Below are 10,324 nucleotides of genomic sequence, written 5' to 3'. Positions count from 1 at the left end.
TGCCCTTATCCTAAGGGCCTTCCCGTGGCGAAGGGGAATGGAAGCACCTGCGGGGCTCCGGGAGCGCTCCTTGGGCCCCCCAAAGGGCAAACCGGGAGCGAAGGGCCGCCCCCGGTGCCCCTTTGAGGCTACTCCTCTTCCCGCTCCCCGTAGGTTTCCAGGGCCTCCTGCCACGCCTGGCTGATTTCCTTGGCCTGCTCCATGGTAGACCTCCTAAGGCTAAGGGTAGGCCACGGGAAGGAGGGAAAGGCCTAGGCAAGGGGGCTTCCCGTACACCCGGAAGCGGTGTAGGGCTAGGAAGGCTACACCAGTCCTAAGTGCCCGCACCTTGGCTTTGCAACATGGGGTGCCCGAGCTTGGGCTGGGGCCCCCACCGCGGCTTTTGCCGCGGTGGGGTGCTTAGGACTGCAAGAGCGCCTCGGCCTCGAGGCGGGCGAGCACCCGCTCCAGGCTCCCCCCCCGCCAGCGCTCCACGGCGTAGCCGGAGAAGGGAAACCGGGCCCTAAGCCGCTTGAGGAGGCCCAGGGCGTCCTCGGGGCGTCCTCCCTGGAGAACCAGGAGGTACCCCCCCTGAAGCCGGAAGGCCAGGTCCCCCCGCCTGAGCTCCGCCTCTAGCCGCTCGGGCGGGGCCTCCGTGGCCAGGTAAACGAGGACCAAGGGCCGCCTCAAGGCGAGCCCCTCCAGGGCCCCCGCCATACGCCGGAGGTCCTCGAGGCTCCCCACCCCGGGCAGGGGGGGGAGGAGGGGAGCCTCCCGCCCCGTGCCCAGGAAGAAAGCCACCCCCAGGGAAAGTGCCCCCAGCACCCCTCCCATGGCGGTGTACCCGGGGACCTGGAGGCCGGTGAGCAGAAGGGCGCTTTCCAGGGAAAGCTGAAAGGCGAGGAGCCCCAGGCCCAAAACCAAGGCCAGCTGCACGGGAAAGGCCACGGGGAAGCGGGAATACAAGCTCCCCACCGCCGCCAAGAGAAGGGCGGCCACGAGGAGGCCCAGGCTCCGCCCCACCTCTCCCACGGGGTCCACCACGGCTAGGGGAAGAAGGCCAAGGAGAAAGAACCCCCACGGCAAGAGGAAGAGGGCCCGCATCCCCTCCAAGCCTACCACAAGCCCTTTACCATGGAAGAAGTGGAGCCCCTGGCCGAGCGCCTCAGGCCCCAAAGCCTGGACGAGGTCCTGGGCCAGCCCCACCTCACCGGCCCCAAGGGGCTTCTAAGGCGGATGCTGGAGGCGGGGCGGCTCTCCTCCTTGGTCCTCTTCGGCCCCCCGGGCACGGGCAAAACCACCCTGGCCCGCCTCCTGGCCCAAGGGGTGGGGAGGCCCTTCCTCCACCTCTCCGCGGTGGCGGCGGGGCTCAAGGAGGTGCGGCAAGCGGTGGAAAGGGCCCAGGAATCAGGGGGCCTCGTCCTCTTCCTGGACGAGATCCACCGCTTCAACAAGGCCCAGCAGGACGCCCTCCTCCCCCACCTGGAGTCGGGCCTTTTCACCCTCATCGGGGCCACGGCGGAAAACCCCGCCTTCGCCCTCATCCCCGCCCTTCGCTCCCGCCTCCGCTTCTTCCCCTTGAGGCCCCTGGGGGAAACCGACCTCCTCGCCCTCCTCCGGCGGGCCCTGGAAGACCCCCGGGGCCTTCCCGGCACCCCTTACGAGGAGGAGGCCCTAAGGCTCCTCGCGAGGGCGGCCGGGGGGGACGCCCGCTTCGCCCTGAACACCCTGGAGCTCGCCGCAAGCTTCGGCCGGGTGGACCTAAAGGGCGTGCGGGAGGCTTTGGGGGCGGAGCGCTTCGGCATGGACCGGGAGGGGGATCGCTTCTACGACCTGGTCTCCGCCCTCCACAAGTCCATCCGGGGAAGCCACGTGGACGCCGCCCTCTACTACCTGGCGAGGCTCATCCGGGGCGGGGCCGACCCCCGCTACGTGGCCCGCAGGCTTATCCGCATCGCATCGGAGGACGTGGGCCTCGCCGACCCTCTGGCCCTCCGCCTCGCCGTGGCCGCCAAGGAGGCCTACGAGGCCCTGGGGAGCCCGGAAGGGGAGCTCGCCCTGGTGGAGGCGGCGGTCTACCTGGCCCTGGCCCCGAAGAGCAACAGCCTCTACGCCGCCTGGGAAAAGGCCCAGGAGGCGGCCAGGGCCCACCCCGAGGCCGAGGTCCCCCCGAACCTCAGAAACGCCCCCACCGGCCTCGCCCGCGCCCTGGGCCACGGGGAGGGGTACGCCTACTACCACGAGGACAAGGAGGGAAGCTTCGCCCAGCCGTACCTGCCCGAGGGCCTGGAGGCCCTCACCCTCTTTGAGGCCCTGGGGGAGGGGTGGGAGGAAAGGGTGCGGGAGAGGCTTAGGGCGCTAAAGGAGAGGTTCCAAAGCGCCAGGCGGCGGAAAGGCTGAAGGTGAGGCGGCCGTAAGCGCCGCCCAGCACCCCGAACTCCGCCGCCCACTCCCGCCCGTAAAGGCCCGCGGAAACCTGGTAAGCGAGCCCCCACCCCGAGCCCGGAACGCCCACCAGGTGGAGCCTGGGAGAAAGGTAGGCCCCCCCTTCCCCCAGGATGACCCCCCCATCCAGGACCAGGGGCACCCCCCGGCTCCAGTCCGCGCCCTCCACGAAGGCGGGGGGGAGGGTGAGCCCCCCGTCCAGGGCAAGCCCCGGGGCCAGGCCCAGCTTGGCCCCAAGCCGCAGGCCCTACTGGACGGAGAAGTTCCACTCCGACCTCCCGTCCCCCTGGGCGAAGGCCAGGTAGGGAAGGGCGAGGACGGGCTGCTGCCCCCCGAAGGGGTTCGCCATCAGCGTCCCCCCAGGGCGAGCTCCGTACCCCGCACCGGCTCCGGGGGCTTCAGCATGGCCATGGGGAGGCATCCGGAAAGGGCCAAGGCGAGCGCCAGCGCCCAAAGACGCACCGCCCTCACCTCCTTTGCCTACGCCTTCAGTAGAGCTACCCCTTCAGCCCCTCCTCAAAGGTGGCCACCACCCGCCTCTCAAAGAGGAGGTAGAGGAGGGCGATGGGGAGAACGCTGAGGAGGGCCGCCGCCGAGAGGAGGCCCCAGTCCGTGGGGTACTTGCGCTGCAGGTCCGTGAGCCAGGTCTGGAGGGTCCAGAAGCGGGGGTCTGAAACCACCACCCGGGGGTAGAGCACCAGGTTCCAGTGGGCGGCGAAGGCCAGCACCCCGGCCGCCACCAGGGTGGGGCGCACCAGGGGAAAGAGGATGCGGAAGAGGAGCACCCGGTGCCCCGCCCCGTCCAGCCGGGCCGCCTCCAAAAGCTCCTCGGGCACCCCCCGCATGGCCTGGTAGACCAGGTAGAGGACAAAGGGGCTCGCGGCGAAGGGCAGGACCAGGGCCCAGGGGGTCTCCAGAAGAGCCAGGCTCTTCAAGATGCCGTAAAGAGGGACCAAAAGAAGCTCGGCCGGGATGGCCATGAGCACCAGGTAAAAGGGGAGGAGGCCAAGCCCCGCCCTGAGGGCGTAAGCGGCGAGGAGGGCGGTGAAGAGCTGGAGGAAGGCCACCCCCGAGGAGAGGACCAGGGAAAAGAGGAGCCTCCCCCAAAAGCCTTCCTTTCCCAGGGCGCGCACGCTCTCCAGGCTCAGGCCCACCCGGGAGAAGAGCTCCCCCGAGTACACCGCCTCCTTGGGCATGAAGGCGGCGTAGGCCATCCAGAGGAAGGGGAGGAGGACGAAGAGGAGCACCGCAAGCGCCAAGGCGTGCCGGAAGGCGAGGCCCACGCCTCCACTATACCGGCGTAAGATGCCCCTATGAAGCCCCTTTCCGGCCTCAAGGTCCTGGACCTCTCCCGCGTTCTGGCGGGGCCCCTTTGCACCATGATCCTGGCCGACCTGGGGGCGGAGGTGGTCAAGGTGGAGCCCCCTTGGGGGGACGAGACCCGGGGCTGGGGGCCGCCCTTTTTGGAGGGGGAGAGCGCTTACTTCCTCGCGGTGAACCGGGGGAAGCGGAGCGTGGCCTTGGACCTCAAGCGCCCCGAAGGCCAGGAGGCGGTGCGCCGCCTCGCCCAAGAAGCGGATGTTCTGGTGGAGAACTTCAAGACGGGGGACCTCAGGCGCTACGGCCTGGCCTACGAGGACCTCAGGCCCCTGAACCCCCGCCTCGTCTACCTCTCCATCACCGGCTTCGGCCACACCGGGCCGAGAGCCCAGGAGCCTGGCTACGACGCCGCCCTCCAGGGCTACACCGGCATCATGTCCGTGACCGGGGAGCCGGAGGGCCCTCCCATGAAGGTGGGGGTGGCCTGGATTGACGTGATGACGGGGATGATGGGGGCTTTGGCGGTGCTCGCCGCCCTTCTAGAGCGCGAGCGAAGCGGCCTCGGCCAGCACATAGACCTCTCCCTCTTTGACGTGGGGCTTTTCGCCCTGGCGAACCTGGGGGAAAGCTTCCTCCTCACGGGAAAGCCCCCCAGGAGGCTCGGCAACGCCCACGCCCAGATCGTCCCCTACGGGGCCTTTCCCGCCGAGGACGGATGGCTCGTCCTGGCGGTGGGGAACGACGAGCAGTTCCAGAGGCTCTGCCAGGTGGTGGCCCTTCCTCAGCTCGCGGAGCGCTTCCCCACCAACGCCGAGCGCGTAGCCCACCGGGAGGAGGTGGTGGAGGCCCTTTCCCAGGCGCTCAAGGCCCGTCCCCGGGCCCACTGGCTGGCGAGGCTTAAGGCGGCGGGCGTCCCCGCCGCCCCGGTGAACGACCTGAAGGAGGCCTTCCAGGACCCCCAGGCGGAGGCCCGGGGTGCGGTCTGGACCCTCCCCCACCCCCTCTTGGGCGCCCTTCCTACCCTGGCGAACCCTCTTCGCTTCCTCTCCCGGACCCCCGCGGGGCCAGGCCTTCCCCCGCCCCTTCTTGGGGAGCACACGGAGGAGGTGCTCCTCGAGGCGGGCTACACCCCGGAAGAGGTGCGGGCCCTTGTGGAAAAGGGGGTGGCACGCACGGCCAAGGCCCCGGAGCCCGGGGAGTAAACCCGCTTCAGAAGGCGCTTTTTCAACCAAGGGCCCGCGGGGAGGAGGCGAAAGGGCCTGTGGATAACCCTGTGGATAAAGCGCCCCCGGCTTCCCAGCGGCGCCCGACCCGGAGCGCTTAGGGCTGCTTCCTTCCGGACCTGACCCGGTTCACGCCCGGACCGCCGCGCTGGACCGGGGGCTTGGGTAGTATAGCATCCATGGAAGCCTTAAGGCTAGAGGGCCTGGGCAAACGCTATGGGCGGAAGCCCGTCCTTTCCGGGGTCAGCCTTTCCGTGCAGCCGGGGGAGGTCTACGCCCTGGCGGGGCCCAACGGGAGCGGCAAGACCACCCTCATCCGCCTGGCCACGGGCCTCGCCTTCCCCACGGAGGGGCGGGCCCTTCTCCTGGGGGAGGACGTGCACAAAACCCCCTCGGCCCGGAGGCACCTGGGGGCGGTGGTGGAGGCTCCCGCCGCCTTTTACCCCTACCTCACAGGGCGGGAGAACCTGCGCCTCCACGCCTACCTCGCCGGGGTAAAGGAGGAAGCCCAAATCGGCGAGGTCCTGGCCCGGCTTAAGCTTTTGGCCGTGGCCGACCAGAAGGTGGGAAGCTACTCCCTGGGGCAGAGGCAGCGCCTAGGCCTCGCCGCGGCCATCCTGCACCGCCCCAAGGTCCTCGTCCTGGACGAGCCCACCTCGGGCTTGGACCCCGAGGGGGTGGAGCTGGTGCACGGCCTCCTTCAGGAGCTCGCCCGGGAGGGGGTGGCCGTGCTCCTCTCCACCCACCACCTCCCTGAGGTTTCCCGCTACGCCCAAAGGGTGGGCATCCTGGGCGGAGGAAGGCTTCTGGACGAGGTGGTCCTCACGGGGCGGGAGGCGTACCGCCTCGAGGCCCACCCCCCGGAAGGGGCCCTCGCCCTCCTCAAAACCCTTCCCCAGGTGGCCTCGGCCAGGCTCCAGGGCGGGGCCATCCTCTTTGAGGGGGATAAGGAAGCGGTTCTCAGAGCCCTTCTCCAAGAGGGCTACCGGGTGGAGGCCCTCGTGCCCCACCGCTTTGACCTCCTGAGCTACTACCAGGAGAGGGTAAAGCATGCTTAGGCTCTTCTTCTTTGAGGTCTTCAAGCTCTTCCGCCTCCGCTCGGTGGGGCTCGGCCTTCTTTCCGCCTTCCTCCTCCCCTTCCTCTGGGCCTTAGCCCCGGGGCTTAAGGAGGTCTACGGCCTGGTCCTGGCCTCGGGGTGGCAGGTGGTGGCCTTGAGCCTCCTGGCCGGCATGGAGTTCCTCTTCCCCTTCCTGGTGGTGATGGCGGCAAGCGAGTCCTTGGGAAGCGAGGTAGCCCAGGGCACCCTGAAGAGCCTCCTCCTTCGCCCCCTATCCCGGACCCAACTCCTCCTCGCCAAGCTTCTCGCCGTCCTCCTCTACCCCTTCGTCCTCCTGGGGGCGAGCTTCCTCGGGGGGGTGCTCGCGGGCCTGCCCCACGGGCTTGGGGCCTTTTATGGGGGCACGGGCCTGGGGGCGGGCGGGTTCGCCGGGGTGGGCCTCCTCACCCCCAAGGAGGCCCTATGGGAGCTCCTCCGGGCCCACCTCCTGGCGGGGGCGGTCCTCATGCCCCTCGCCTCCTTGGCCCTCCTCTACGGCACCCTCTTCCTCTCCACCACGGCGAGCGCCCTGGCCGCCGTGGCCACCCTCCTCCTCATGCGCCTTCTGGTGGCCTTCCCCGCCCTCACGCCCTTCCTCCTCACCACCTACCTGGACCTGCACCTGAGGCCGGAGGCGGCGGGGCTCGGCCTTTCCCTCCTTCTCATCTACACCTTGGGCTTCGCTTTCCTAGGGGCCCTGGTCTTTGAGCGAAGGGACCTCTAGGAGGCAGGCGAAGCGGGCTTCCACCCTGCTATCATAGGGGCGAGATGGCCGAACCCAAGATCACGCCCCTGGCCCGGCGCCTCGCCGAGGAAAACGGCATAGACTGGCGGAGGCTCCAAGGCACGGGCCCCGACGGCACCATCGTGGAGCGGGATGTCCTGGCCTTTCTGGCCAAGCTGATGGCCGGGGAGGTGGACCTTCCCCCCATGCCGGAAACCCCTCCGCCCCTGCCCCCGGAGGAGGAGCTCAGGCGAGCCCGGGAAGCCCTCGGGAAGGAAGGGGTGGACCTGGCCGACCTCATCCCCGAAGCCCCCAGGGCCCCCACCCTCCAAGTGGAGGAGGTGGCGGAGGAGGAGCTGGACTTGGACCTGGACCTCGAGGAAGAGGAAGCCCTCCTCCTCGCCGAGGAGGCCCCGGGCTCCCTGGAGGCCTGGGAGGAGGACCTCCTCGCCCCCAAAACCCCCTCGAAGGAACCCCTCCTGGAGGACGAGGAAGAGCTTCTCCGAGCCCTGGAAGAGGAGCCTCCTCCGGTCCCCGAGAAGCCTCAAGGGGAAGTCCAGGCCTTTCCGCCCCCGCCGCCCCCCGCCCCGGGCGTGGCCCCGGCCCCCGCGCCCATCCCCGCCCCCGCCGCCCTCCGGGTCTACCGGAGGCGGGTGGAGCTTCGGGGCCTCGAGGAAGCCCTCGCCCTCTTCGCCCAGGTCCACGGGGTGCCCAAGACCCCCCTCCCCTTCCTCCTCCGGGCCGCGGAGCGGGCCCTCGCGGAGCTTGAGCTTCCCCTCAGGGCCCTCGTGGGCCGGGTGGAGGGGGAGGGGGTGAAGGGCCTCAGGCCCCCCGCCTCCTTCCTCGCCCTCTTCCGGGAGGCGGGGGGGGAGGAGGGGGAGGGCCTCCTCTGCTTCGCGGGAGAGGAGGAGGTGCACACCGGCAGGCCCAGCCTCTTCCTCGCCCCGGAGGGCCTCCTCACGGCCTCGGGGCTGGAGGCCCCCCTCGCCCGGAAGCTCCTGGAGCGGGTGGCCCTCTACCTGGAACACCCCCTGCTTCTCCTCGCCTAAGCGCCCGCACCTTGGCTTTGCAACATGGGGTGCCCGGGCTGGGGCCCCCACCGCGGCTTTTGCCGCGGTGGGGTACTTAGCGCCGCCGCCTCTTCTTCCGGCCTCCCGGCACGGGCTCCGGGGCCTTCAGGCCCTGGAGGCGGGCCTCGAGGGCCCTTATCTCGTCCCGGATCCGGGCCGCCCTTTCAAAGTCCAAAGCCTCCGCCGCCTGCCACATGGCGAGCTCCAGCTCGGCGATCCGCTCCCTCAGGTCCTCCCCGGCAAGCTCCGGTAGGGGGGCTTCCTCGTAGCCCTCGGGGCGGATCACCGCCCGCACCTCCTTCCGCACCGTTTCCGGGGTGATGCCGTGCTCAAGGTTATAGGCCTCCTGGAGGGCCCTTCTCCGGTTCGTCTCCTCTATGGCCTTCCGCATGGCCTCGGAGACCCGGTCGGCGTAGAGCCAGACCTCGCCCCGGGCGTTCCTCGCCGCCCGGCCGATGGTCTGGATGAGGCTCCTTTCGCTCCTTAAGAACCCCTCCTTGTCGGCGTCCAGGATGGCCACCAGGGAGACCTCGGGGATGTCCAGGCCCTCCCTGAGGAGGTTGATCCCCACCAGGCAGTCGTAGTGGCCAAGCCGGAGGTCCCGGATGAGGGCCTGGCGCTCAAAGGCGTCCAGCTCGTGGTGGAGGTAGCGGGCCCGTATCCCGTGCTCCACCAGGAAGCTCGTGAGCTCCTCGGCCATGCGCACCGTGAGGACCGTGACCAGGGTGCGCTCCCCCCGGCTGGCCCGCTCCCTGATCCCCTCCATGAGGTCCAGGACCTGGTTCTCCGTGGGCTTGACCCTAACCAGGGGGTCAAGGAGCCCCGTGGGCCGGATGATCTGCTCCACCACCCGCCCCGAGCGCTCTAGCTCAAAGGGCCCCGGGGTGGCGGAGACGAAGACCACCTGGGAAACCTTCTCCAGAAACTCCTCAAAGCGAAGGGGCCGGTTGTCCAGGGCCGAAGGCAGGCGGAAGCCGTAGTCCACCAGGGTCTTCTTCCTCACGTAGTCCCCCCGGTACATCCCCTGAAGCTGGGGCACGGTCACGTGGGACTCGTCCAGGAAGACCAGGAAGTCCTCGGGGAAGTAGTCCAGGAGGGTGTAGGGGGGCTCCCCCGGGGCCTTCCCCGTGAAGTAGCGGGCGTAGTTCTCCACCCCGGGGCAGGTGCCCATGACCCTGAGCATCTCCAGGTCGTAGAGGGTGCGCTCCTTGAGGCGCTCCGCGTAGAGGACCTCCCCCCGCTCCTCAAAGTAGCGGACCCTCTCCCAGAGCTCCTTCTCAATCTCCTTCAGGATCTCCTCAAGCCCCTCCGGGCTCAGGTAGTGGGTGGCGGGGAAGAGGACGAAGCCGGGAAGCTCCCTAAGCCTCTCCCCCGTGATGGGGTGGACCTGGAGGATGCGCTCCACCTCGTCGCCAAAGAGCTCCACCCGGATGGGCTCGGTCTCATAGGCGGGGAAGACCTCCAAGACCTCCCCCCTCGCCCGGAAGCGCCCGGGGGCGAGGTCTATGTCGTTCCGCTGGTAGCCGAGCTCAAGAAGCCGCTCCAGAAGGACTTCCCGGGGGTAGGGCTTGCCCCTTTCCACCACCAGGTTCCTCGCCCGGTACTCCCTCGGGTCCCCGAGGCCGTAGATGGCCGAGACCGAGGCCACCACGATCACGTCCCGCCGGGTGAGGAGGCTACGGGTGGTGGAGTGCCGTAGGCGCTCAATCTCGGGGTTGATGGAGGCGTCCTTCTCTATGTAGAGGTCCTTCCCCGGCACGTAGGCCTCGGGCTGGTAGTAGTCGTAGTAGCTGATGAAGTACTCCACGGCGTTTTCCGGGAAGAGCTCCCTAAACTCCGCCGCGAGCTGGGCCGCCAGGATCTTGTTGGGGGCGAGGACCAGGGCGGGCCGCCCCAGGGCCTCTATGACCCGGGCCATGGTCACCGTCTTCCCCGTGCCCGTGGCCCCGAGGAGGGTGACGTAGCGCTCCCCGTCCTTCAGGGCCTCCACGAGTCCGGCGATGGCCTTGGGCTGGTCCCCCTTGGGCGCGGGGCCCCGGTAGCGGAAGGTCATCCCCTAGAGTATAGGCCCGCCGCCCGGTCTTGACTGGGGTGAAAAAGCCCCCCGCCCTTGGGGGCGGGGGGCAGGGCCTTTACCCTAGAACTTCACGGTGTAGTTGACCCGGAAGGCGCGGGCGCTGTCACCGGTAGAGGTGAGGAACTCGGCGTAGCTCACGTTGAAGTCGTAGTACTTCCAGGTGCCGATGAAGCCCGCCAAGCTGCCGGTGCTCCCACCGCTACCAGAGTAGATGCGGTCATCATCTGCGGCGAAGGCCTTGTCAGCGGCGCCTACAGCAACGCTGGCGACGTTCTCGGCGCTGTACTGGGCGTAGCGGACCTCGAGGCTGGAACCGGGGAAGAGGAACTCGCCCAGGGCGAGGCCCACGCCCCACTTTAGCTCCTTGGTGGTCCCGGTGGCGCGGCCCG

Annotated in this window: 10 protein-coding genes, 1 other RNA gene and 1 pseudogene; 5 read left to right on the top strand and 7 right to left on the bottom strand. The window is 69.4% G+C overall.

What is annotated here, in order from left to right:
- Window positions 1–399: 399 nt before the first annotated feature.
- Complete coding sequence (locus tag AC01Y6_RS07350) at window positions 400–1,083, bottom strand: hypothetical protein (RefSeq protein ID WP_476670929.1); 684 nt, start codon at window positions 1,081–1,083, stop codon at window positions 400–402.
- A gap of 30 nt (window positions 1,084–1,113) precedes the next feature.
- Here AC01Y6_RS07350 and AC01Y6_RS07345 point away from each other — a divergent pair, with 30 nt between their 5' ends.
- Entirely contained in the window at window positions 1,114–2,379 is a 1,266-nt protein-coding gene (locus tag AC01Y6_RS07345) for a replication-associated recombination protein A (RefSeq protein ID WP_476670928.1), read from the top strand.
- Here the strand turns inward: AC01Y6_RS07345 and AC01Y6_RS07340 are convergent.
- The 3 genes from AC01Y6_RS07340 to AC01Y6_RS07330 form a co-directional block, all read right to left on the bottom strand.
- Complete coding sequence (locus AC01Y6_RS07340) at window positions 2,330–2,593, bottom strand: hypothetical protein (protein ID WP_476670926.1); 264 nt, start codon at window positions 2,591–2,593, stop codon at window positions 2,330–2,332. The genes AC01Y6_RS07345 and AC01Y6_RS07340 overlap by 50 nt on opposite strands.
- A gap of 179 nt (window positions 2,594–2,772) precedes the next feature.
- A complete protein-coding gene (locus AC01Y6_RS07335; RefSeq protein ID WP_428722195.1) occupies window positions 2,773–2,895 on the bottom strand; it encodes a hypothetical protein in 123 nt (40 codons plus the stop codon).
- A gap of 26 nt (window positions 2,896–2,921) precedes the next feature.
- Window positions 2,922–3,707, bottom strand: coding sequence for a carbohydrate ABC transporter permease (locus AC01Y6_RS07330; protein ID WP_347241105.1), 786 nt, complete (start codon window positions 3,705–3,707; stop codon window positions 2,922–2,924).
- A gap of 30 nt (window positions 3,708–3,737) precedes the next feature.
- On the opposite strand from AC01Y6_RS07330, the gene AC01Y6_RS07325 reads away from it, so the two are divergent.
- Entirely contained in the window at window positions 3,738–4,946 is a 1,209-nt protein-coding gene (locus AC01Y6_RS07325) for a CaiB/BaiF CoA transferase family protein (RefSeq protein WP_428722196.1), read from the top strand.
- Window positions 4,947–5,032: 86 nt separating this feature from the next.
- Here the strand turns inward: AC01Y6_RS07325 and ffs are convergent.
- Window positions 5,033–5,127: signal recognition particle sRNA small type (gene ffs, locus AC01Y6_RS07320), an RNA gene on the bottom strand.
- A gap of 19 nt (window positions 5,128–5,146) precedes the next feature.
- On the opposite strand from ffs, the gene AC01Y6_RS07315 reads away from it, so the two are divergent.
- Genes AC01Y6_RS07315 through AC01Y6_RS07305 form a run of 3 tightly spaced genes read left to right on the top strand, consistent with a single transcriptional unit; the run spans window position 5,147 to window position 7,837 of the window.
- Window positions 5,147–6,025, top strand: coding sequence for an ABC transporter ATP-binding protein (locus AC01Y6_RS07315; protein WP_347241108.1), 879 nt, complete (start codon window positions 5,147–5,149; stop codon window positions 6,023–6,025).
- A complete protein-coding gene (locus AC01Y6_RS07310) occupies window positions 6,018–6,788 on the top strand; it encodes an ABC transporter permease (RefSeq protein ID WP_476670924.1) in 771 nt (256 codons plus the stop codon). Before AC01Y6_RS07315 ends, AC01Y6_RS07310 begins: the two co-directional genes overlap by 8 nt.
- A 44-nt stretch (window positions 6,789–6,832) precedes the next feature.
- Window positions 6,833–7,837 carry an E3 binding domain-containing protein gene (locus AC01Y6_RS07305; RefSeq protein WP_476670922.1) on the top strand — a complete coding sequence of 335 codons (1,005 nt, stop codon included), beginning with the start codon at window positions 6,833–6,835 and terminating at the stop codon, window positions 7,835–7,837.
- A gap of 76 nt (window positions 7,838–7,913) precedes the next feature.
- Here AC01Y6_RS07305 and uvrB read toward each other — a convergent pair whose 3' ends face one another.
- Complete coding sequence (gene uvrB / locus AC01Y6_RS07300) at window positions 7,914–9,911, bottom strand: excinuclease ABC subunit UvrB (RefSeq protein ID WP_476670921.1); 1,998 nt, start codon at window positions 9,909–9,911, stop codon at window positions 7,914–7,916.
- Window positions 9,912–9,995: 84 nt separating this feature from the next.
- Window positions 9,996–10,324 (bottom strand): annotated as a pseudogene (locus tag AC01Y6_RS07295) (S-layer homology domain-containing protein); the annotation flags it as partial.

It is taken from the genome of Thermus sp. (assembly GCF_056332225.1).
This window is presented reverse-complemented; position numbering and strand designations above follow the sequence as displayed.

Excerpts from the sequence above, each read along its gene's own strand:
- AC01Y6_RS07350 (WP_476670929.1), bottom strand. The coding sequence starts at position 1,083 with ATGCGGGCCCTCTTCCTCTTGCCGTGGGGGTTCTTTCTCCTTGGCCTT.
- AC01Y6_RS07345 (WP_476670928.1), top strand. The coding sequence starts at position 1,114 with ATGGAAGAAGTGGAGCCCCTGGCCGAGCGCCTCAGGCCCCAAAGCCTG.
- AC01Y6_RS07325 (WP_428722196.1), top strand. The coding sequence starts at position 3,738 with ATGAAGCCCCTTTCCGGCCTCAAGGTCCTGGACCTCTCCCGCGTTCTG.
- AC01Y6_RS07315 (WP_347241108.1), top strand. The coding sequence starts at position 5,147 with ATGGAAGCCTTAAGGCTAGAGGGCCTGGGCAAACGCTATGGGCGGAAG.
- AC01Y6_RS07310 (WP_476670924.1), top strand. The coding sequence starts at position 6,018 with ATGCTTAGGCTCTTCTTCTTTGAGGTCTTCAAGCTCTTCCGCCTCCGC.
- AC01Y6_RS07305 (WP_476670922.1), top strand. The coding sequence starts at position 6,833 with ATGGCCGAACCCAAGATCACGCCCCTGGCCCGGCGCCTCGCCGAGGAA.
- uvrB (WP_476670921.1), bottom strand. The coding sequence starts at position 9,911 with ATGACCTTCCGCTACCGGGGCCCCGCGCCCAAGGGGGACCAGCCCAAG.